20 protein-coding genes are annotated in these 22,184 nt (G+C 63.9%); 5 read left to right on the plus strand and 15 right to left on the minus strand.

The genetic code is table 11. The features are described 5' to 3' along the window. Positions 1–58: 58 nt before the first annotated feature. The gene (gene dnaG, locus CTR55_RS16760; RefSeq protein ID WP_296287829.1) at positions 59–2,080 is read right to left on the minus strand and encodes a DNA primase; all 2,022 of its coding nucleotides are present in this window, start codon (positions 2,078–2,080) and stop codon (positions 59–61) included. Between the two features lie 202 nt (positions 2,081–2,282). Continuing rightward, positions 2,283–2,498: a 30S ribosomal protein S21 gene (rpsU, locus tag CTR55_RS16765; RefSeq protein WP_003085057.1), complete on the minus strand. Its 216-nt coding sequence runs from the start codon at positions 2,496–2,498 to the stop codon at positions 2,283–2,285. A 200-nt stretch (positions 2,499–2,698) separates the two neighbouring features. Here rpsU and tsaD point away from each other — a divergent pair, with 200 nt between their 5' ends. Further along, on the plus strand, positions 2,699–3,724 hold the full coding sequence (tsaD, locus tag CTR55_RS16770; protein ID WP_296287926.1) for a tRNA (adenosine(37)-N6)-threonylcarbamoyltransferase complex transferase subunit TsaD: 1,026 nt from the start codon (positions 2,699–2,701) through the stop codon (positions 3,722–3,724). Positions 3,725–3,818: 94 nt separating this feature from the next. Here the strand turns inward: tsaD and plsY are convergent, their stop codons facing one another. Continuing rightward, positions 3,819–4,388, minus strand: a complete 570-nt coding sequence (gene plsY / locus CTR55_RS16775; RefSeq protein ID WP_296287928.1) for a glycerol-3-phosphate 1-O-acyltransferase PlsY — start codon at positions 4,386–4,388, stop codon at positions 3,819–3,821. A gap of 80 nt (positions 4,389–4,468) precedes the next feature. On the opposite strand from plsY, the gene folB reads away from it, so the two are divergent. After that, positions 4,469–4,822 carry a dihydroneopterin aldolase gene (gene folB / locus CTR55_RS16780; RefSeq protein ID WP_015475255.1) on the plus strand — a complete coding sequence of 118 codons (354 nt, stop codon included), beginning with the start codon at positions 4,469–4,471 and terminating at the stop codon, positions 4,820–4,822. Continuing rightward, positions 4,813–5,352, plus strand: a complete 540-nt coding sequence (gene folK / locus CTR55_RS16785; protein WP_296287930.1) for a 2-amino-4-hydroxy-6-hydroxymethyldihydropteridine diphosphokinase — start codon at positions 4,813–4,815, stop codon at positions 5,350–5,352. The genes folB and folK overlap by 10 nt, the downstream gene beginning before the upstream one ends. 181 nt (positions 5,353–5,533) lie before the next feature. On the opposite strand, the gene CTR55_RS16790 is transcribed toward folK, so the two are convergent. From CTR55_RS16790 to CTR55_RS16845, 12 genes are all read right to left on the minus strand, one after another. Continuing rightward, the gene (locus tag CTR55_RS16790; RefSeq protein ID WP_296287932.1) at positions 5,534–6,766 is read right to left on the minus strand and encodes a multifunctional CCA addition/repair protein; all 1,233 of its coding nucleotides are present in this window, start codon (positions 6,764–6,766) and stop codon (positions 5,534–5,536) included. A gap of 198 nt (positions 6,767–6,964) precedes the next feature. Continuing rightward, positions 6,965–7,474, minus strand: coding sequence for a DUF4136 domain-containing protein (locus CTR55_RS16795; protein ID WP_296288003.1), 510 nt, complete (start codon positions 7,472–7,474; stop codon positions 6,965–6,967). A 58-nt stretch (positions 7,475–7,532) separates the two neighbouring features. Then, complete coding sequence (locus CTR55_RS16800; protein ID WP_296287933.1) at positions 7,533–9,086, minus strand: SpoVR family protein; 1,554 nt, start codon at positions 9,084–9,086, stop codon at positions 7,533–7,535. Continuing rightward, positions 9,083–10,354 (minus strand): YeaH/YhbH family protein, encoded by a 1,272-nt coding sequence (locus tag CTR55_RS16805; protein WP_296287934.1) that lies wholly within the window; start codon positions 10,352–10,354, stop codon positions 9,083–9,085. The genes CTR55_RS16800 and CTR55_RS16805 overlap by 4 nt, the downstream gene beginning before the upstream one ends. 105 nt (positions 10,355–10,459) lie before the next feature. Further along, positions 10,460–12,382, minus strand: coding sequence for a PrkA family serine protein kinase (locus CTR55_RS16810; protein WP_296287937.1), 1,923 nt, complete (start codon positions 12,380–12,382; stop codon positions 10,460–10,462). A gap of 287 nt (positions 12,383–12,669) precedes the next feature. Continuing rightward, on the minus strand, positions 12,670–12,999 hold the full coding sequence (gene glpE, locus CTR55_RS16815; protein WP_296287938.1) for a thiosulfate sulfurtransferase GlpE: 330 nt from the start codon (positions 12,997–12,999) through the stop codon (positions 12,670–12,672). Positions 13,000–13,042: 43 nt separating this feature from the next. After that, positions 13,043–13,867: a symmetrical bis(5'-nucleosyl)-tetraphosphatase gene (locus CTR55_RS16820; protein ID WP_296287940.1), complete on the minus strand. Its 825-nt coding sequence runs from the start codon at positions 13,865–13,867 to the stop codon at positions 13,043–13,045. Beyond that, positions 13,867–14,247, minus strand: a complete 381-nt coding sequence (gene apaG, locus CTR55_RS16825; RefSeq protein ID WP_296287942.1) for a Co2+/Mg2+ efflux protein ApaG — start codon at positions 14,245–14,247, stop codon at positions 13,867–13,869. Before apaG ends, CTR55_RS16820 begins: the two co-directional genes overlap by 1 nt. After that, entirely contained in the window at positions 14,244–15,071 is an 828-nt protein-coding gene (rsmA, locus tag CTR55_RS16830; RefSeq protein WP_296287944.1) for a 16S rRNA (adenine(1518)-N(6)/adenine(1519)-N(6))-dimethyltransferase RsmA, read from the minus strand. The genes apaG and rsmA overlap by 4 nt, the downstream gene beginning before the upstream one ends. Positions 15,072–15,187: 116 nt before the next feature. Then, positions 15,188–16,189, minus strand: coding sequence for a 4-hydroxythreonine-4-phosphate dehydrogenase PdxA (gene pdxA, locus CTR55_RS16835; protein ID WP_296287946.1), 1,002 nt, complete (start codon positions 16,187–16,189; stop codon positions 15,188–15,190). A gap of 130 nt (positions 16,190–16,319) precedes the next feature. Further along, positions 16,320–17,612 (minus strand): peptidylprolyl isomerase, encoded by a 1,293-nt coding sequence (locus CTR55_RS16840; protein ID WP_296287947.1) that lies wholly within the window; start codon positions 17,610–17,612, stop codon positions 16,320–16,322. Then, entirely contained in the window at positions 17,593–20,361 is a 2,769-nt protein-coding gene (locus tag CTR55_RS16845) for an LPS-assembly protein LptD (protein ID WP_296287948.1), read from the minus strand. The genes CTR55_RS16840 and CTR55_RS16845 overlap by 20 nt, the downstream gene beginning before the upstream one ends. 129 nt (positions 20,362–20,490) lie before the next feature. Between CTR55_RS16845 and CTR55_RS16850 the strand changes: the two genes are divergently transcribed. Both CTR55_RS16850 and murU read left to right on the plus strand, forming a co-directional pair. Beyond that, positions 20,491–21,513 (plus strand): phosphotransferase, encoded by a 1,023-nt coding sequence (locus CTR55_RS16850; RefSeq protein WP_296287950.1) that lies wholly within the window; start codon positions 20,491–20,493, stop codon positions 21,511–21,513. Beyond that, positions 21,510–22,184: an N-acetylmuramate alpha-1-phosphate uridylyltransferase MurU gene (gene murU / locus CTR55_RS16855; RefSeq protein ID WP_296287952.1), complete on the plus strand. Its 675-nt coding sequence runs from the start codon at positions 21,510–21,512 to the stop codon at positions 22,182–22,184. The genes CTR55_RS16850 and murU overlap by 4 nt, the downstream gene beginning before the upstream one ends.

Here is a 22,184-nt window from a genome sequence, read left to right on the forward strand (position 1 = left end):
TCTTGGCGGGCTGAAATAAGCCGAGGATTATACCAGATTCGAGGCTTCAGGCGCCAGTTCAGCTCTGGCTGCCTGTTGAAGAGGGGGTGCTGATGTGCTCCCGCAGTAACGCTTTCTCTTCGTCGGTCATTTCACTGGGACTCTTTTGCAGCACGCTACGCAGGCGGGCTTCACGGCTGCTGTGCAACTGGTTGTGTGCAAGTGTAGTAATGGTGTCGATGAACTGCTTTTCAAGATTGTCCGGCTCGATCAGCCATTCTTTCCCCGCCAGCACCTGCAATAGGCGCCCTTGAGGGGTTCCGTGCCAGCGCGCGATGAGGTGCATCGAGCTCTGTTTCGGATTTTTCTGCAACGCTTCGACCAGTGCGGCGAGCAGTTGCGAATAGGTCTGTCCTTCGTTGGCGAAATGGCTCGCATCCTCGACGCTCTGCGCCAGTCGAGGATGGTGCAGCAGGGTGCGCAGGGCGGTCAGGGTCGGTGATTCAACCTTGATTTCGGTACGCGGCTGACGCGGAACGAAATCACCTTTCTTGCCTTTTCCGTCCCATTTGCGATCGCCCTTCCAGGACTTCTTGCCCTGCTTGCCGCCACCGTTGCCGGCGGAAAAGTCCTTCGGCGCCTCGAAGTAGTTCGAAGCATCCTGGTAATGGCTGTCGCCCTGATCGGCGAACTGGCCCATGTCGTAATCGGCGTACTCATGCGCGTGGTCCGCGCTTTGCGCCTGCGCAGGGCTGGGTGTGTGGCTGGGCTGCCCGTGGCCGGTGAGGCCGGCGCGCGGTGCGCTGATCTGGCTGAGCGCATCGGCGGACAGGCCGGTGATCTCGCCCAGGCGCTGGCGCATCAGCAGGCGCAGGGTGTTGCCGGGAATCTTCTCCAGCAGCGGGCCGGCCAGGGTCGCCAGGTGCGCCTTGCCTTCCAGCGTACTGGGGTCGGCCTCCTCGGTCAGTTGCTGGAAGAAGTAGTCCGCCAGCGGCTGGGCCTGGTGGGCGAGACGGGCGCGGAACGCGTCCGGGCCTTCGGCGCGTACCAGGCTGTCCGGGTCTTCACCTTCGGGCAGGAACAGGAAGCGCACCTTGCGCCCGTCCTGCAGGTTGCTCAGTGCCGACTCCAGCGCGCGCCAGGCGGCGTTGCGGCCGGCCTGGTCGCCGTCGAAGCAGAAGAGGATGTTCGGCACGATGCGAAACAGCCGCTTGATGTGTTCTTCGCTGGTGGCCGTGCCCAGGGTGGCGACCGCATTGCGGATGCCCTGTTGCGCCAGTGCGATGACGTCCATGTAGCCTTCGACCACCATGATCTCGTCGAGATTCCGGTTGTTCTTCCGTGCTTCGTACAGGCCGTAGAGCTCCTGTCCTTTATGGAAGACCGGGGTTTCCGGCGAGTTCAGGTACTTCGGCTTGTCGTCCCCCAGCACCCGGCCGCCAAAGGCGATGACCCGGCCGCGGCTGTCGTGGATGGGGAATATCACCCGGTCGCGGAAGCGGTCGTAGCGCTTGCCGCTGTCGGGGTTTTCCACCAGCAGGCCGGCGTCGAGCATGGCCTTGAGCTGCAGGTTGTCGCCGCCCAGGTTCTTCAGCAGGTTGTCCCAGCCCGGCGGGGCGAAGCCCAGGCCGAAGTCGCGGGCGATTTCGCCGGTCAGGCCGCGGCCCTTGAGGTATTCCACGGCGGCCTTGCGTGCCGGGTGGCTCTTGAGCGACTGGCGGTAGAAATCGGCGGCAGCGGTGAGCAGCGGGTAAAGCGGCGAGTCGACCGGTTGGCGGGGCTTGGCGCCGCGCCGGCCCTCCTCGCGGGGCACGTCCATGCCGGCGCGCTTGGCCAGGTCCTCGACCGCCTGGACGAAGTCCAGCTGGTCGTGGTCCATGATGAAGCCGAGTGCGTTGCCGCCGGCGCCGCAGCCGAAGCAGTAATAGAACTGCTTGTCCGGACTGACGGTGAAGGAGGGGCTCTTCTCCTTGTGGAACGGGCAGCAGGCGCTGTAGTTCTTGCCGGTCTTCTTCAGCTGGATGCGCGAGCTCACCACATCGAGAATGTCGGTGCGGTTGAGCAGGTCATCGATGAAGGATTGTGGAATCAGGCCGGCCATAGACTCATCGGGACGCAGGGTGGACCCAAGCATAACGCCCGGCGGTAAAGTCGCGAGCGGAGCTTGAATCTAAGCATGGGGCTGGAAAAGCAAAAAACTCCGAAGTCCGCGAATGCGAATCGGAGTGATTGTGCCTTGATTCAGGCACTCGCCCGGCGACTGGGCCGGGCGATGCAGAAAGCGTGCGACGAAGCGCTGTAACTCAGTACAGGCGCTCGCGGCGGCGCTGTTCGCGCTGCACTTTCTTGGCGTGACGCTTAACAGCGGCAGCGGCCTTGCGCTTACGCTCGGCGGTCGGCTTTTCGTAGAATTCGCGGCTACGGACTTCGGCCAGTACGCCTGCTTTTTCGCAGGAGCGCTTGAAACGACGCAGAGCTACGTCGAAGGGTTCGTTCTCTTTAACTTTGACGGCGGGCATCCAGGTCGTACCTTCAATGATTACCGGAGGATTTATCGCGCTCCTGACGGTTGTTCGGAGTCGGCGGTTTTCAAGGGTTGCGGATATTAAACGTTCGGAAGGAGGAATGCAAAGCCTCCGATCGAAAAGCACTGGTCCGAAGCCCAGCCGGCGATTATGATGCGCGGCTTCAATTTTGCCCAGAGAAAAGGCTCAAACCCATGCTAGTGCTGGGGTTGGAAACCTCCTGCGACGAGACCGGCGTCGCCCTGTACGACAGTGAAAAGGGCCTGCTGGCCGACGCGCTGTTCAGTCAGATCGACCTGCACCGCGTATACGGCGGCGTGGTTCCCGAGCTGGCCTCCCGTGATCACGTCAAGCGCATGCTGCCGCTGATTCGCCAGGTGCTGGACGAGTCCGGCTGCACGGCCGAGGACATCGACGCCATCGCTTACACCGCCGGCCCAGGCCTGGTGGGCGCGCTGCTGGTGGGCGCGTCCTGCGCCCAAGCGATGGCGTTCGCCTGGGGCATACCGGCTGTCGGCGTGCACCATATGGAAGGCCACCTGCTGGCGCCGATGCTGGAAGAGCAGCCGCCGCAGTTTCCGTTCGTCGCCTTGTTGGTCTCCGGTGGCCACACTCAGCTGGTTCGAGTGGACGGCATCGGCCGTTACCAGGTGCTCGGTGAGTCGCTGGACGACGCTGCCGGAGAAGCCTTCGACAAGACCGCCAAGCTGCTCGGCCTGGCCTACCCTGGTGGTCCGGAGATCGCTCGCCTGGCCGAGCGCGGTAGCGTTGGTCGCTTCGTCTTCCCTCGCCCGATGACTGACCGTCCCGGCCTGGATTTCAGCTTCAGCGGTCTCAAGACCTTTGCCCTGAATACGTGGCAGCGCTGCGTCGCTGAAGGTGACGACAGCGAGCAGACCCGCTGCGACATCGCCCTGGCGTTCCAGACCGCGGTGGTCGAGACCCTGACCATCAAGTGCAAGCGCGCACTCAAGCAGACTCACCTGAAGAGCCTGGTGATCGCCGGTGGCGTCAGTGCCAACCAGGCATTGCGGCAGCATCTGGAAAAGATGCTGGGGGAAATGAAGGGCCAGGTGTTCTACGCCCGCCCGCGCTTCTGCACGGATAACGGCGCGATGATCGCCTATGCAGGCTGCCAACGATTGGTGGCCGGGCAGCAGGACGGCCCGTCGATCGGCGTGCAGGCGCGTTGGCCAATGGAGTCGCTGCCGGCGATCTGAATAATGAAGCTGCAAACGACGCGGCACATGCTCTGAGCGGCATGGGCCGTTTTTTCGCTTGCAGCGCGGTGCAGGGGCCGGGAAGCTCGTGGCTCTAGAAGTGACGCTCGCGTCCGGCGATCAGGTCGCGCAGGTTGTTGCGGTGGCGCCAGACGATCAGGCCGGTAAGCACGGTCATCGGCAGCAGCGCCGAAGGTTCCTGCCAGGCCAGCAGCGGCAGGGTCAGAGGTGTGGCCACCAGGGAGGCGAGCGAGCTGGTACGCGACAGCTTGAAGGTCACCAGCCAGGCAATGGCCGCGAGCAGTGCGGCCGGCGGGTACAGTGCCAGCAACATGCCGGCGGCGGTGGCGACGCCCTTGCCGCCGCGGAAGTTGAAGTACAGCGGGTAGAGGTGACCGATCACCGCTGCCAGCCCGACCCAGGCCTGCTCCACGTCGGAAAGGCCGATCATTCGGGCGACAAGAACCGGCAGCAGCCCCTTGGCGAGATCGCCGAGCAGGGTGAGGATGGCGATCTTCTTGCCGGCCAGGCGCAGCATGTTGGTCGCGCCGGGATTGCCCGAGCCGCTGGCGCGCGGGTCGGCGGTGCCGAACAGGCGACTGAGAAGTACCGCGAAGGACAGTGATCCGAGCAGGTAGGCGAGGATCGCCAAGAACCAGAACATGGTTTCCACCGGAGACGAGGTCGTTTCCGATTCTAACGGGGTGCCGGCCGCTTGTCGTGTCGCCTTGGAGCATGCAGTCAGTGGACAGAGTTTTCATCGAAGGGCTGGAAGTGGACACCGTGATCGGCGTCTATGACTGGGAACGGGGTATCCGGCAGTGCCTGCGCCTGGACCTGACGCTGGGCTGGGACAACCGCCCGGCGGCGGCCGACGACGATATCGCCAAGGCGCTGGACTACGCCGTGCTCTCCGAGCGCGTCATGGCGTTTGCCCGTGACGCGCACTTCCAGCTGGTGGAAACCTTCGCCGAACGCCTGGCCGAGCTGCTGATGGCGGAGTTCGGCATCCAGTGGCTGCGCCTGAAAGTCACCAAGCCCGGCGCCGTAGCGGCCGCCATCGGCGTGGGTGTGGAGATCGAACGCGGATGCCGCTGACCACGGTCTACCTCGGCTTGGGTAGCAACTTCGAGCGCGAGCGCCATTTGCTCGCCGGCCTCGAAGCGCTGGACGGTTTCCTCGAGGACATCCACTGCTCGCCGGTCTTCGAGAGCGAGCCGGTGGGCATTCGCAGTGGCCCCTTCTATAACTTCGTGATCGTCGCGCGCACCGACCTGCCGCTGGCGGATCTGAGCCTGCGGCTCAAGCACATCGAGGCGGACAACGGCCGTTATGCACCGGAGCGCAAGGGTCTGCCGCTGGATATCGATGTGTTGCTGTATGGCGATCTGCACGGCGAGTTCGACGGCTTGACGTTGCCGCGCGCCGAGGTGTTGAAGAACGCCTTCGTGCTGTGGCCGCTTTCACTGCTGGCGCCCGAGGTACAGCACCCAGGCGTGCAACGCACTTTCGCGGAGCTGTGGGCGGACGCGCGGATCGGGCAGAAGCTCTGGCCGGTGCCTTTCCAGTGGCGCGGCGTGGAGCTGACGCCGGCTGCCTTGATCGAGGCGCATCCGGCGGCCTTGTAGGACTACCCCTGCGCCGGTCTTGCCGACGGGCCACCAACGTAGGATGGCGTGTTTCTCCTGACGCTTGCGTGAAAGGCGACACCCTTCAATCAAACGCCGGAATCGCCTCCAGCTCGTGTAGTGCGCCGACTCCACGGCGGCGGATAACGCTGGTGCGTTATGCGCCCTACGGTCTACAGGCCTACCCCGCGGCGTGGCTTTCCTTGTAGGCCTTCAGGGTCGTCAGGCGCTCGCGCTTGAGCGCTTCGCCCAGTTCGGCGCCCTTGTACCCCCTCTCCAGCAGTGGCTGCACCGCAACCGCACGGGCGGCCTGCGCCGCGCCGCGCAGGTATGCCGCCTGCGGGTATTCGCGATCCTCCAGCCCATGACGGCCACGGGCGTCCATTTCGCTGGCAGCGAGGAACTCCTCGAAACGCTGCGGCCGGCGATAGACGTCGAAGGATTGCAGCAGCTCAAGAATGGTGTTCGGCCGCAGCTCCAGCGCGCGGTGGCAGTGGGTGTGGTACTCGCCGACCAGTCGCGCCAGCTCCTGGCAGTCCCGCGGGACTTTGAAGCGCGTGTTGATCGCGTCGATCAGTGGCAAGCCCAGGTGTTCGTGGGCGTGGTGTTTGGGCCACTCTTTTTCGCGGGTCTTGCCCTTGCCCACGTCATGCACCAGGCAGGCCCAGCGCACGCTGAGCGGCTGATCGTGCCTGGCGCATTCGCGCAGGACTGCCAGCACGTGCTCACCGGTATCCACCTCTGGGTGATGCTGCGGCGGCTGTGGCACGCCGAACAGCGCGTCGACTTCCGGCATCAGCACGGCCAGGGCGCCACAGTCGCGCAGGACCTGGATGAACACGTCCGGGTGCGTTTCCATCAGGGCGCGGGAGATTTCCTTCCAGCTGCGTTCAGCGGTCAGCGCTTCCAGCTCGCCGGATTCGGACAGTTCGCGCATCAGCGCCAGGGTTTCCGGCGCTACGGTGAAGCCCATCGGGGCATAGCGCGCGGCAAAGCGGGCGACGCGTAGTACGCGCAGCGGGTCTTCGGCGAAGGCCGGGGAGACGTGGCGCAGCAGGCGGGCTTCGAGGTCTTTCCGGCCGTGGTAGGGGTCGACGACCTGGCCGTCATCGTCCTCGGCCATGGCGTTAATGGTCAGGTCGCGGCGGATCAGGTCTTCTTCCAGGGTGACGTCGGGGCTGGCGTAGAAGGTGAACCCGCCATAGCCACGCCCGCTTTTGCGCTCGGTACGGGCGAGGGCGTATTCCTCGCCGGTTTTCGGGTGGAGGAATACCGGGAAGTCGGCGCCCACCGGGCGGTAGCCCCGGGCGAGCATCTCGTCGGCGCTGGCGCCGACGACCACCCAGTCGGTGTCGCTGAAGGGAATGCCGAGCAGGCGGTCGCGCACGGCGCCGCCCACCTTGTAGATCTGCATGAAGCTGTCTCCTGTTCTGGGGGATAGCTTCGGGGTTCTGTGCGCTCGCTTCAAGCTGAGGGTGCTTGGGGCGGTTCGCGAGCAAGCTCGCTCCTACAGATGTGGTCTGGATTTGCGTAGGAGCGGACTTCGCCCGCGATAGGTCCGCCTCGCGCCGGATGCCATCGCGGACAGAGTCCGCTCCTACGGGTTGCGAGGCTACGGCGCTGCGCTGGGGATTTGCTGGATGAGGGCGGCAATGGCGTCCTGCAGTAGAGCAGCGCTGGCGTGCGCCGGGCTCAGGCCGGTGCTGACGGTGCCTTCCCAGAGCGTCTGCTCCTGCGCATCGGTCAGGCGCAGGCGCAGGGTGCCGGTTTCATCGCGCAGGCGGTGGATCGCGAGATAGGGCCCGAGCGGCTGGGGTGGCGGGACGTCGACCTTGAATTCCAGTGGCGCATCCTGCACCGCCAGCCAGTAATAGACACGGATCTGCGGCGCGGCGCTTTCGCGGTAGCCGCGCTCGATCAGGCCCTGGCGCACCTGGGCGTTGATCAGCGGGTAGCGGCTGCGGTAGGGCAGGGTGTCCACGGCGTTTTCCGGCGGCATCAGCTGGAAGTCGTGTAGCCCATCCAGGCGCGCTTCGGCGGGATGCGCGATCTGGGCATGGGGCACGGGGTTGCTGCAGGTCGCGACAGCAAGGCAGAGCAGGAGAATGGCGAACAGACGCATGGCGGTCTCCAGCGGGGATGCCGCCATGCTTGTCACGCCTGCTGCTCCGGTCAACCGATCAAATGGGTGGGATGATCAGGTCGAGACGCGGGTAGCCCTCCTCGCTGTCGCGCTCACCCTTTGGGGGCATGTGGAAGGTGTTGACGATGTTTTCGCCCTGCAGGGTTTCCAGGTGGATATCGAAGCCCCACAGGCGGTGCAGGTGCTTGAGCACGTCGTCGGTGGATTCGCCCAGGGGTTTGCGGTCGTGCTGCTGATGGCGCAGGGTCAGCGAGCGGTCGCCACGGCGGTCGACGTCCCAGATCTGGATGTTCGGCTCGCGGTTGCCGAGGTTGTACTGCGCCGCCAGGGTTTCGCGGATCTTGCGGTAGCCGTCATCGTCGTGGATCGCGTCGACCAGCATGTCGTCCTTCTGGTCGTCGTCGAGGATGCTGAACAGCTTGAATTCGCGGATCACCTTGGGCGAGAGGAATTGCAGGACGAAGCTCTCGTCCTTGAAGCTCTTCATGGCGAATTTCATCGTCGCCAACCAGTCGCTGCCGGCGATATCGGGGAACCAGCGCTTGTCTTCCTCGGTGGGGTTCTCGCAGATGCGGCGGATGTCGCGGTACATGGCGAAGCCCAGCGCATAGGGGTTGATGCCGCTGTAGTAGGGGCTGTCGAAGCCGGGTTGGTAGACCACGCTGGTGTGGTACTGGAGGAACTCCATCATGAAGCCGTCGCTGACCAGGCCCTCGTCGTAGAGGTCGTTGATCAGGGTGTAGTGCCAGAAGGTCGCCCAGCCCTCGTTCATGACCTGGGTCTGGCGCTGTGGATAGAAGTACTGCGCCACCTTGCGCACGATGCGCACCACTTCGCGCTGCCAGGGTTCCAGCAGCGGGGCGTTCTTCTCGATGAAGTAGAGGATGTTTTCCTGCGGCTCGCTGGGGTAGCGGGCCAGGCCCTGTTCCTTGTCCTTGCCGGTGGCCTTGGGAATGGTCCGCCAGAGGTCGTTGACCTGGCGCTGGATCTGCTCTTCGCGCTCCTTCTGGCGTTGCTTCTCTTCCTCGGCGGAAATCGGGTAGGGCCGCTTGTAGCGGTCCACGCCGTAGTTCATCAGGGCGTGGCAGGAGTCCAGCAGGTCCTCTACGGCGTCGATGCCGTAGCGCTCCTCGCACTTGCTGATGTAGGACTTGGCGAACACCAGGTAGTCGATGATCGAGGTGGCGTCGGTCCAGGTGCGGAACAGGTAATTGCCCTTGAAGAAGCTGTTGTGCCCATAGCAGGCGTGGGCGATCACCAGGGCCTGCATGCACTGGGTGTTTTCTTCCATCAGGTAGGCGATGCACGGATCGGAGTTGATCACGATCTCGTAGGCCAGGCCCATCTGGCCGCGCTTGTAGTTCTTTTCCGTGCTGAGGAAGTGCTTGCCATAGGACCAGTGGCTGTAACCGATGGGCATCCCGACGGAGGCGTAGGCATCCATCATCTGCTCGGCGGTGATCACCTCGATCTGGTTCGGGTAGGTGTCCAGCGCGTAGCGTTCCGCAAGCCGGCTGATCTCGCGGTCGTACTGCTGGATCAGCTCGAAGGTCCACTCCGAGCCGGTGGCGATCGGCTGGCGCTTGCTCATGCGACGAGCCTCCTCTGGAACAGCTCGCGGAACACCGGGTAGATGTCCGAGGCGGAGACGATCTGCTGCTGGGAAAAGCTGTCCTCGAAGGTTTCGCGGATCTTGTCGTACTCGAACCACAGCGCCTGGTGCTCGCGCGGGGTGATCTCGACGTAGGTGTAGTACTGGACGAACGGCATGATCTGCTTCATCAGGATGTCGCGGCAGACCGGCGAGTCGTCGTTCCAGTTGTCGCCGTCCGAGGCTTGCGCTGCGTAGATGTTCCATTCGTTGGTGGGATAGCGCTCGGACATCACTTCCTGCATCAGCTTCAGGGCGCTGGAGACGATGGTCCCGCCGGTCTCGCGGGAATAGAAGAACTCTTCCTCGTCGACCTCGCGGGCGCTGGTGTGGTGGCGGATGAACACGACTTCGATCTTCTCGTAGTTCCGCTTGAGGAACAGGTAGAGCAGGATGAAGAAGCGCTTGGCGATGTCCTTGGTGGCCTGGGTCATCGATCCGGAGACGTCCATCAGGCAGAACATCACGGCCTTGGAGGTCGGGTTGGGTTGCTTGACCAGCAGGTTGTACTTGAGGTCGAAGGTGTCGAGGAACGGCACCCTGTCGATGCGCGCGCGCATGCCGGCGATCTTCTGTTCCAGTGCCTGGATGTCGCCGAGGTTGTCCGGTTCCTCGCGCTTGAGCCGATCCAGTTCGGCGAGCGCCGCGCGCAGCTTGCCGCGGGTCGAACCGGACAGGGCAATGCGCCGTGCGTGGGCCGAGCGCAGGGTACGGACGATATTGATGCGCGAGGGGTTGCCCTCGTTGCTGATGCCGGCGCGCACGGTCTTGAAGGTGTCGCTGCCGGTGAGGTGACGCTTGACCAGGTTGGGCAGCTCCAGGTCCTCGAACATGAAGTCGAGGAATTCCTCCTGGGTGATCTGGAAGACGAAGTCGTCCATCCCGTCGCCCTGGTTGCTCGCCTTGCCGGCGCCACGGCCACCGCCGCCGCCCTGCGGGCGCGGAATGTGTTCGCCGGTGGTGAATTCCTTGTTGCCGGGGTGGACCACGGTCTGCTTGCCGCCACGGCCATGGTGCAGGACCGGCTCGTCGATATCGCGGCCAGGAATACTGATCTGCTCGCCATGCTCCATGTCGGTGATGGAACGGCGGCTGACGGCCTCTTCCACGGCCTTCTTGATGTGCTCACGGTAGCGCCGCAAGAAGCGCTGGCGGTTCACCGTGCTCTTGTTCTTGCCGTTCAGACGCCGGTCGATGACGTAGCTCATGAATGCTCCTCAGGGCCTGCTGCGCAGCGGCGTGGAGCCGCCACGGACAGGTCCGAATGCGACGGCGACCGGCGCGGCGGGGAATGCCGCCGCGCCGATGGCAGACTACTGCGACTTGCGAACCCGCAGATACCATTCCGACAGCAGGCGTACCTGCTTCTCGGTGTAGCCGCGCTCGACCATGCGTTTGACGAAGTCGTTGTGCTTCTGCTGATCCTCCTTGCTCGCCTTGGCGTTGAAACTGATGACCGGCAGCAGGTCCTCGGTGTTGGAGAACATCTTTTTCTCGATCACCACACGCAGCTTCTCGTACGACAGCCAGCTGGGGTTCTTGCCGTTGTTGCCGGCACGGGCGCGCAGTACGAAGTTGACGATCTCGTTGCGGAAGTCCTTCGGGTTGCTGATGCCGGCGGGTTTCTCGATCTTCTCCAGTTCCTCGTTGAGGGCGCCGCGGTTGAGGATTTCGCCGGTTTCCGGGTCGCGGTACTCCTGGTCCTGGATCCAGAAGTCGGCGTACAGCACATAGCGGTCGAAGATGTTCTGGCCGTATTCGCTGTAGGACTCCAGGTAGGCGGTCTGGATTTCCTTGCCGATGAACTCGACGTAGCGCGGCGCCAGGTATTCCTTCAGGAAGCGCAGGTAGCGCTCGCGGGTTTCCGGCGGGAACTGTTCCTGTTCGATCTGCTGTTCCAGCACGTAGAGCAGGTGTACCGGGTTGGCCGCGATTTCATGCGGGTCGAAGTTGAATACCTTGGAGAGGATCTTGAAGGCAAAGCGGGTGGAAAGCCCGGACATGCCTTCATCCACGCCGGCGGTATCGCGGTATTCCTGGATGGACTTGGCCTTGGGGTCGGTGTCCTTGAGGTTCTCGCCGTCGTAGACGCGCATCTTCGAGTAGATGTTGGAGTTTTCCGGCTCTTTCAGGCGCGACAGCACGGAGAACTGCGAGAGCATCTTCAGGGTGTCCGGCGCGCAGTGGGCGTGCGCCAGGGAGCTGTTGATCAGCAGCTTGTCGTAAATCTTGATCTCGTCGGAGACGCGCAGGCAGTACGGCACCTTGACGATGTAGATCCGGTCGATGAACGCCTCGTTGTTCTTGTTGTTGCGGAAGCTGTGCCACTCCGATTCGTTGGAGTGGGCGAGGATGATGCCGCTATAAGGCAGCGATCCGAGGCCTTCGGTGCTGTTGTAGTTGCCTTCCTGGGTCGCGGTGAGCAAGGGGTGCAGGACCTTGATCGGCGCCTTGAACATCTCGACGAATTCCATCAGGCCCTGGTTGGCCCGGCACAGCGCGCCCGAGTAACTGTAGGCGTCGGCGTCGTTCTGCGGGAATTCTTCCAGCTTGCGGATATCCACCTTGCCGACCAGCGCGGAGATGTCCTGGTTGTTCTCATCGCCTGGTTCGGTCTTGGCGATGGCTATCTGGTTGAGGATCGAGGGGTACAGCTTGACCACGCGGAACTGGCTGATATCGCCGCCGAACTCGTTGAGGCGCTTGGTTGCCCAGGGCGACATCACCGAGCGCAGGTAGCGGCGCGGGATGCCGTAGTCTTCCTCGAGGATGGCGCCGTCTTCGTCCGGGTTGAACAGCCCCAGGGGCGACTCGAACACCGGCGAGCCCTTGATGGCGTAGAAGGGCACGTGTTCCATGAGTTGCTTGAGTTTTTCGGCGAGGGAGGATTTGCCACCGCCGACTGGGCCCAGCAGGTAAAGGATCTGTTTCTTCTCTTCCAGGCCTTGGGCGGCGTGGCGGAAGAACGAGACGATCTGGTCGATGCACTCTTCCATGCCATGGAAGTCGGCAAAGGCCGGATAGCGGCGGATCACCTTGTTGGAGAAGATTCGCGACAGGCGGGAATCGACGGACGTGTCCGCCAGTTCCGGTTCACCGATGGCCATCAGTATTCGTTCGGCGGCGGTGGCGTAGGCGATCTTGTCCTGCTTGCAGAGATCCAGGTACTCCTGCAGGGAGTATTCCTCTTGACGGGTCGCTTCGAAGCGTTCCTGGAAGTGACTGAAAATGCTCATGACGTCTCCTCGCTCGATGCATGGAGCCGGCGCCGGATCGGTCTAGTGCGGGTGCGGTCGGGCTGCCAGCGCTGCCGGCGAGAATCCCCCAGAACTCCAACGGAACCTGGCCACTGCCCTGAACCGCCCCAATGGTCACTGCCGATTAACCGGAAGCCGGTGTGCCGGCTCTCCCTTTTTTGGATGGCCTGAGGGAAAGGATAGTTCGTTCTTTGATGTGTAAAGGACGAAAGCGCGAGAAGTTACAGATTTTTTAAGTGGTGATTCCGCCCCTTTTGTAAGGGCTTTCAGTCAGCCTCGCCTGCGCTGGTTTCCGCGGGGTAGACGCTGCGCCACAGTTCGAAGCCACCGTCGAGGCTGTAGACCTCGGAGAAGCCTTGCTGGACGAAGTAGGCGGCGGCGCTCTGGCTGGAGTTGCCGTGGTAGCAGACGACGACCAGCGGGGCGTCCATGTCTGCGCCGCGGATGAAATCTGCGACCGAGTGGTTGTCGATGTGCTGGGAGCCGCTGATGTGGCCCATCGCGTAGCTCTGCGGATCACGGATGTCGACGACTCGGGCGCCGCTATCGCGAAGTTGCTGGGCCTGATCGGGGGCGATGCGCTTGAAGTCGCTCATGGGGGTTACCTCGCAAGGCGCGGGGCCTGCGGCCCCGCGATAATCATTCTGGTTTATTGGCGCAGCTGCAGTGGATGCGCTCGAGGGTGTCGACGTTCATCAGCGTCATGCTGCCGCCCCACACACAGCCGGTGTCGAGGGCGAAAAGGCCGGGGACCTCGCACTGGCCTTCCAGTGCAGCCCAGTGGCCAAAGATGATCTTGCGCCCGGCGGCTTTGCGTTCGGCATAGCTGAACCAGGGGGCGTAGCCGGGCGGCGCGGTGTCCACGCCTTCCTTGGACTTCAGGTCGAGCTTGCCGTCGGGGGTGCAGAAACGCATGCGCGTGAAGTAGTTGGTGATCACCCGCAGGCGTTCGATGCCATGCAGCTTCTTGTCCCACTTGGCCGGCTCGTTGCCGTACATGCCGTCGAGGAACATCGGCAGCTGGGTGTCGTCGCGCAGGGCCTTCTCGACCTCGGCGGCGCGCAGCAGGGCTTTGTCGATGGACCATTGTGGCGGGATGCCGGCGTGCACCAGGGTGATGTCGCGCTGCGCATCGTGATGGATCAGCGGCATCTGCCGCAGCCATTCGATCAGCTGTGGGCAATCCGGCGCCTCGACGATTTCGCGCAGGGTGTCGTGCTTCTTCAGGCGCTCGGCGTTATAGGCCACGGCGATCAGGTGCAGGTCGTGGTTGCCCAGCACGCAGATCACGGCGTCGCGCATCTGGTAGAGATAACGCAGGGTTTCCAGCGACGCCGGACCGCGGTTGACCAGGTCGCCCACCAGCCAGAGCTTGTCCTGGGCCGGGTCGAACTTCACCTGCTCGAGCAGGCACTTGAGCGGCTCCAGGCAGCCTTGCAGGTCGCCGACGGCGTACGTCGCCATCAGTGCAGCGCCCCCGGTACCGCGAGGCGGAAGGCCGGGATTTCGGCTTCGAAGTGATGGCCGTCGGTGGCAACCATCTGGTAGCTGCCATGCATGCTGCCGACCTTGGTAGCCATCACGGTGCCGCTGGTGTAGGTGTGGCTGGCGCCCGGTTCGATCAGCGGCTTCTCGCCGACCACGCCGGCGCCGCGCACTTCCTGCACGTGGCCGTCACCATCGGTGATGATCCAATGGCGGGTCAGCAGCTTGGCGGCCAGTTCGCCGTGGTTGTGAAGGGTCACGGTGTAGGCGAACACATAGCGCTGCTGCTCGGGTTGGGATTGCTCGGGCAGGTGGCGCGTGGTGACGCTGACGCTGACCTGGTAGCGCGGATCGCTCATGCGGACGGTCCTTGCTCGGCTTCCGGGCGGGTATCGCTGTAGCGGTTGGCCAGACTGACGAAGTCGGCGACGCTGAGCTGTTCGGGGCGCAAGGTCGGATCAACGCCTGCGGCCTCGATGTCCTCGACGCTCATCAGCGTACGCAGGGTGTTGCGCAGGGTCTTGCGGCGCTGGTTGAAGGCTTCGCGGACGATCTGTTCGAGCACGCGGTGGTCCTTGGCCGGGTGGGGCGGTTCAGCGTAGGGCACCAGGCGCACGATGGCCGACTCGACCTTCGGCGGCGGGTTGAACGCGCCGGGGCCAACGGTGAACAGGTAATCCACGCGGCAGAAGTACTGCACCATGATCGACAGGCGGCCCCAGTCACCATTGCCTGGCTCGGCGGCTAGGCGCTCGACGACTTCCTTCTGCAGCATGAAGTGCATGTCCTGGATGAGCGAGGCGTGCTCCAGGAGGTGGAAAATCAGTGGGGTGGAGATGTTGTAGGGCAGGTTGCCGACCACGCGCAGCTTGTCTTCGGGGGACTGGACCAGGCTGGAGAAGTCGAACTTCATCGCGTCGCCCTGGTGCAGGCTGAAGTTGGGCTTCGAGCCGAAGCGATACTTCAGTTGCGGGATCAGGTCCAGGTCGAGCTCGATCACGTCGAGCTTCGCGTTGCTGTCCACCAGGCCTTCGGTAAGGGCACCCTGGCCGGGGCCGATTTCCAGCAGGTGCTGGCCTTCCTTGGCGGCAATGGCGCGCAGGATCTTGTGGATCACCCCGGCGTCGTGCAGGAAGTTCTGCCCGAAGCGTTTACGGGCGCGGTGCTGGAAGAGTTCGGACATCGAAGGCTCCGGAGAGCAGCCGGGCGCTTGCGGCGGCCGGCTGGAGGCGGAAAAACCATCAGTTTACCAGCCCGGCGCGGCCAGCACGAAACGCTGGCCGAACGGAATGCCGGGGATCAGCGCGCGCCGGCGCCGGCTTCGGCCATCTGGTAGGCGGTTTCCAGGGCTACCTGCAGGCTGCCGCTGTCGATCTGACCGGTGCCGGCGAGGTCCAGCGCGGTGCCGTGGTCCACTGAGGTGCGGATGATCGGCAAGCCCAGCGTCACGTTCACCGCCGCGCCGAAACCCTTGTACTTGAGCACCGGCAGGCCCTGGTCGTGGTACATGGCCAGCACGGCGTCGCAATGCTCCAGGTGCTTGGGGGTGAACAGGGTGTCGGCCGGTAGGGGGCCGATCAGTTGCATGCCCTCGGTACGCAGGCGCTCCAGGGTCGGTTCGATCACGTCGATCTCTTCGTGGCCGAGGTGGCCACCTTCGCCGGCGTGGGGGTTCAGCCCGCAGACCAGGATGCGTGGGTTGGCAATGCCGAATTTGTTGCGCAGGTCGGCATGCAGGATGCGGGTGACGCGCTCAAGGCGATCGGGGGTGATGGCGTCGGCGATCTGCCGTAGCGGCAGGTGGGTGGTCACCAGTGCAACGCGAAGGCCGCGGGTGGCGAGCATCATCACCACCTGGGCGGTGCGGGTGAGGTCGGCGAGGAATTCGGTATGGCCGGAGAAGGCGATGCCCGCCTCGTTGATCACGGCCTTGTGCACCGGCGCGGTGATCATCCCGGCGAAATGCCCGTCCAGGCAGCCTTTGCCTGCGCGGGTCAGCGTCTCCAGTACATAGGCGGCGTTGGCGGGGTTCAACTTGCCCGGCTCGACCGGAGCGGCTAGCGGCGTATCCCAGACATACAGGGTGCCTGCCGGGGCGGCAGCGGTGGGCCAGCAGCCGGGGCCGACTTCCTGCAGGTCGATGTTCAGCCCCAGCAGCGCGGCGCGTTCGGCTAGTAACTCGCGGCTGGCGACGGCGACCAACGGGTGCGGCTGCGCTTCGCGGGCGAGCAGCAGGCAGAGATCGGGGCCGATGCCAGCGGGCTCGCCGGGAGTGAGGGCAAAAAGGTGGGGGGTGCTCATCAGGAGTTCTCGAATCAGGCTGTGCAGCGGATGCTTCTACTCTACGACGAAGCTACTGCATGACGAAGCTTCCGGCAGGCAAAAAGAAACCCGGCCTTGGCCGGGTTTCTTAGTGAGCGACTCGCGCTGCTTACTGCTTGATCTCGACGTAGGCTTCGTCGCGGATCTGGCGCAGCCAGGCCTGCAGTTCCTCGTCGTACTTGCGTGCGCGGAGGGTCTGGGCGGCTTGTTGCTCGCGGAACTTGTCGCTGCTGTCGGTGGCTCGACGGCCGAGAACTTCCAGCACGTGCCAGCCGAATGGCGAGCGGAACGGCTTGGTGACCTGGCCTTGCGGCGCGTTGTTCATCACCTCGCGGAATTCCGGTACCAGGGATTCCGGGTCGACCCAGTTGAGGTCGCCACCGTTGAGCTTGGAGCCCGGATCTTCGGAGAACTTCTTCGCCAGCTCGCTGAAGCTTTCACCGGCCTGGATGCGCTCGTAGAGCTTCTCGGCCAGGCGCTGGGTCTCTTCTTCGCTGCGGATTTCGCTGGGCTTGAGCAGGATGTGGCGGACGTGGACTTCGTCACGCAGCATCTTGCTGCCACCGCGCTTCTCCTCCAGCTTGATGATGATGAAGCCGCCAGGGGTGCGGACCGGTTCGGTCACGTCGCCCACCGCCAGGCTGCCGACCATGCTGTCGAACGGGGAGGGCAGTTGAGCGGCCTTGCGCCAGCCGATCTCGCCGCCTTCCAGAGCGTTGTCGCCGGCCGAGCGGGATACCGCCAGTTGGCCGAAGTCGGCGCCCTGCTTGAGCTGCTGGTACATCTCCTGGGCCTGGCGGGCCGCGGCCTGCACGGTTTCCGGCGAAGCGCTGTCGGGCACCGGGATCAGGATGTTGGCCAGGCGGTACTCTTCTGAGAGCTGGATCTTGCCCAGGTCGGAAGCCAGGAAGTTCTGCACTTCCTGCTCGCTGACCTGAATGCGCTCCGCTACACGACGCTGGCGCACACGACTGATGATCATCTCGCGGCGCACCTGCTCGCGGGCCTCGTCGTAGGACAGGCCGTCGTGAGAGAGGGCGGCGCGGAACTGATCCAGGCTCATGTTGTTGCGCTGGGCAATGGTGCCCATGGCCTGGTTCAGCTCTTCGTCGGTGATGCGCACGCCGGAGCGGTCGCCGATCTGCAGCTGGATGTTCTCGATGATCAGACGCTCGAGCACCTGCTGGGTCAGCACATGCTCGGGCGGCAGCGGCGCGCCGCGCTTCTGGATGGTTGCACGGACTTCGCGCAGGCGCTGGTCCAGCTGGCTCTGCATCACCACGTCGTTGTCGACGATGGCGACCACACGGTCCAGCGGAACCACTTCGGCGTGCACGACGGAACTTGCCAACAACGCGCCCAGCATCAGCGGGCGCAGGGCCTTACATAGAATGGTCTTCACGTTGACGATAACCCTGGATACCTTGGTCGAGGAAGCCTTCCACCTGGTTGCCAACCACGCCGCCAAGGCCTTTCAAGATGATTTGAAGGAATACACCGCGGTCGGCCTTGGACGTGGAGGTCACGAATTCCTCGTCGTCGTAGTCGACCCAGTAGCGATTGATCAGGCGCAGCTTCCAGCAGCAGCTGTCGTACTCGAAGCCACCGAAGGCTTCCAGCGTACGGCTCTGGTTGTAGTCGAACTGCCAGCGGCCGATGGCGGCCCATTGCGGCAGAACCGGCCACATGAACGAGAAGTCGTGCTGTTCGATCTTGTACTCGTCGCTGCCGTATTCGAACCGTCCGGTGTTCGGGTCGAAACGCTTGCTGTCTGCGCGGTAGCGGTAGCCAACGTTGAGCACCTTCCGAGGATCGGCCTCCGGCTGATAGTGGAACATCAGGTTGCCGTTATCGGTGTGATTGGTGTTCGGGTTCCAGTTGAAGTCCGAGCTGGCATACCAGTCATGATCGAAGCGGTAGATGCCGGTAAGTGCGTAGGGCGAGCGCCAGGTATCGGCGTCCGGGTTCTTCGCACCACTGGCGCGCAGGTCATCTTCGGTCAGGCCAGGCAACTGTACGCGACGGTCGCTGAAGTAGTAGGTCTGGCCGGCGGCAATGTAGGCGCGCTCGAAGCCGTCGTCCTCGATGAAGCGCGAGCCTAGGCCAAGAGACAGCTGGTTGGCATCGCCAATGCGGTCACGGCCGGTGAAGCGGTTCTCACGCCACAGCGAGTCGTAGCTGAAGGTGAACTCGCCGGTATCGAAGGTCGGCAGGTTGTCCTGGTTCTTGTACGGCACGTACAGGTACATCGCGCGCGGTTCCAAGGTCTGGCGGAACTTGGTGCCACCGAAGGTGGTGTCGCGATCGAAGTACAGGCCGGAGTCGAGCTTGGCCAGGCCCAGGGAGCGGTCCGGGCTGCTGTCGTAATCGATATAGGAGGGCAGAGTGGCTTTGCCCTTGCCGTCCAGGTCCAGGTCGTACTTGGTGTACAGCGCCTTCACCGTCGGAGTCATGAAGCCCCAACTGCGGTTCATCGGCAGGCTGACGCCCGGCTCGGCATGGAAGCGATCGCCGGTGGCGCGGGAAAGGCCAGTCAATGACGTGTCCGGACGCGGATAGAGGGTCGGATCGTTATCGTCGAGACGGTAGAAGCCTTCATCCAGATCACGATCGAAGCGTACCGCCTCGGTGCTGTAGGTGAAGTTCAGGCCACCCGGGTTGAACGGCAGTCGGCCGTCCAGGGTGAGCTGCGGCAGGCGATCGTACGGGGTGACGTCGGTCACGGTCGCCAATTGATAGGACTGTGCGTTCAGACGGGCGGTGTAGCTGTCGCCGCGATAGGTCAGCGAACCCTGCTGGTTGACATAGGTCGGCGAGCCAATGCCCAGCGAGGTGTCCAGGTCCTGGAAGTAGTACGGGTCGCTGATGCGGGTGTAGTCCACCTGCGCCAGTACGCGCGAGTCGAGGCCGCTGACGTTTTTCCAGCCGTACAGCCAACGGGTGTCGGTGTACTGCGGGAAGTCCTTGCGGTCGTCGTTCTTGTCGTTCAGGTAAGCCGCTGTGACCTGGCCTTCGCTGCTGTGGGTCAGGTAGCGGAACTCGCCTTCCATCAGCAGGCCACGCTTGACCATGTAGCGCGGGTACAACGTGGCGTCGTAGTTGGGCGCCAGGTTGAAGTAGTACGGCGTGGTCAGCGTGAAGCCGGTATCGGTCGAGCTGGCGAAGGAGGGTGCCAGGAAGCCGGACTGACGACGGCTGTCGATCGGGAAATAGATATACGGGGTGTAGAAGACCGGAATGTCCTTCACCCGCAGGGTCGCGTTGGTCGCGGTGCCGAAGCCGGTTGCCGGGTTCAGCTTGATGTTGTTGCCCTTCAGGACCCAGGCGTTGCTGCTGGGTTCGCAGCGGGTGTAGGTACCGTCCTTGAGCCGGATGATTGCGTCATCCTGGCGCTTGGCGTACAGCGCGCTGCCGCGGATCTGCCCCTGGTGCATGACGTACTCGGCGTTGTCGATCTTCGCCGCGCCATTGTCCAGTTGCAGTTCGGCGTGGTCGCCGACGATCAGTGCGCCGTTGTCGCGCAGCTTGACGTTGCCGACCAGTTCGCCACGGTTCTCGGCCTGGTGCAGGTTGGCCTCGTCGGCTTCCACCTGCATGCTGCCCTGGCGCAAGACCACGTTACCCGCGAGGGTGGCGATCTGCTTTTCCTGCTCGTAACGGGACACTTTCGCCGAGACGTAGGTCGGGGCCTCGTCGTTCGGCGTCTTGTCGTTCATGCCTGGGCGTACCGGCTCGACGTAGGCGCCGCTGCAATACGGCCCCATCTCCGCCTGTTGCGCGGCGGTGAGCTTATCGCGCGGGATCCAGTCGAGGTGGCTATAGTCGCTGCTGCGCGACTTCAGGCCACGGCCGCCGGACTCGGTGACCAGCTGTTTCGGCTCTTCGCCGGCAGCTGTGCTCGAGCTGCCGGACGATTTCGAGACGCTGGCGGCGGCGCCGCCGGCGCTGACCGAGGTGGCACCATGCTGCGGGCGTGGCACGCTGCTGGCGCCGCTCTGCGAGGAGCAGTCCCAGGCGCCGGACGCGGAAGGCTGGCAGGCGAACTGCTCACCGGGTGCCGCGGTCACAATGGCGAACGGCTGGATAGCCAGCAGGCCACCGGTCACCAGTAAGGGGAATTTTCTACGGAACACGGGGAAATTCACTGCCATCTTGTTAATCCGGGCTTCCTGCGAGCCAACGGCCCAAAGCGGACCGCGCGCCTCTCGATGGGCTCAAAAAGATGCTGGATAATAAAGCATGACCCGCGCAACGGCTAGGGCCGTGGAGAACCCATAAAAATGTCACAGGATCCCCGTTACCAGCAGATGATCGGCTGGTTGGACTTGAGTTTACCCGCAGTGTTCAACGCGCAGGGCTGGGGCCCGGTGCCCGAGGCCAGCTTTACCGCGGCCAGCAGCGACGCCAGTTTCCGCCGGTATTTCCGCTGGCAGGGTGATGGCCGCAGCCTGATCGTGATGGACGCGCCGCCCCCGCAGGAGAACGTCCGGCCCTTCATCAAGGTCGCCGGCCTGCTGGCCGAGGCCGGCGTGCACGTTCCGAAGATTCTGGCCGAGGATGTCGAGCAGGGCTTCCTGCTGCTCGACGATCTGGGTCGCCAGACCTACCTGGACGTGCTCACCGCGCAGAATGCCGAGGAGCTGTTCGAGGATGCCCTCGATGCCCTGGTGGCCTTCCAGCAGGTCGATGTCGCCGAACGCCTGCCGCCCTACGATGAAGCCCTGCTGCGTCGCGAACTGCAGCTGTTCCCCGACTGGTACCTGCAGCGCCAGCTGGGTGTGACCCTGGAAGGCGAGCAACTGGCTCGCTGGCAGCGCACCTGCGACCTGCTGGTGCAAAGCGCCCTGGATCAGCCGCGCGTGTTCGTGCACCGCGACTACATGCCGCGCAACCTGATGCTCAGCGAGCCGAACCCCGGCATCCTGGACTTCCAGGACGCGGTCTACGGCCCGGTCACCTATGACGTGACCTGCCTCTATAAGGATGCCTTCCTCAGCTGGCCGGAGCCGCGCGTGCACGACGGCCTGTCGCGCTACTGGCGCAAGGCCCAGGCCGCCGGCATTCCGCTGCCGGACAGTTTCGAGACCTTCTTCCGCGCCAGCGACCTGATGGGGGCCCAGCGCCACCTGAAGGTGATCGGCATCTTCGCCCGTATCTGCCACCGAGACGGCAAGCCGCGCTACCTGAGCGACGTGCCGCGATTCTTCCGCTACCTGGAAAGTGTCATCGCGCGCCGACCGGAACTGGCCGACCTTGCCGCTTTGTTTGCCAGCCTGCCCAAAGACGAGACGCACCCCGCATGAAGGCGATGATCCTCGCTGCGGGCAAGGGCGAACGCCTGCGCCCGCTGACCCTGCACACACCCAAGCCATTGGTACGCGCCGGTGGCGTGCCGCTGATCGAATATCAGCTGCAGGCACTGCGCCGGGCCGGTTTCGATCAATTGGTGATCAATCATGCCTGGCTCGGCCAGCAGATCGAGGATCACCTGGGCGACGGTTCGGCCTTTGGCGTGAGCATCCACTACTCGCCCGAGGGCGAGCCGCTGGAAACCGGCGGTGGCATCTTCAAGGCGCTGCCGCTGCTGGGTGATGACGCTTTCGTCATCGCCAACGGCGATATCTGGACCGACTTCGACTACGCGAGCCTGCGCGGCGCGCTGGGTGAGGGCGACCTGGTACACCTGGTGCTGGTGGATAATCCCGGTCACCACACTCGCGGCGATTTCTGCCTGAGTGAAGGTCGTGTCAGCGATTACCGCGAAGGCCAGCCGAGCCTGACCTACAGCGGCATCGCCATCCTCCGTCCCGAGCTGTTCGAGGGCTGCGTGCCTGGCGCCTTCAAGTTGGCGCCACTGTTGCGCCAGGCGATGGAAGCCGGTCGTGTCAGTGGCGTTCACCACCGAGGGCGCTGGATCGATGTCGGTACCCACGAGCGCCTGGCGGAAGTCGAACGCCAGCTGGCGGAGGCCTGA

The sequence above is a fragment of the Pseudomonas sp. genome, from assembly GCF_002796985.1.
Classification (GTDB): domain Bacteria; phylum Pseudomonadota; class Gammaproteobacteria; order Pseudomonadales; family Pseudomonadaceae; genus Pseudomonas.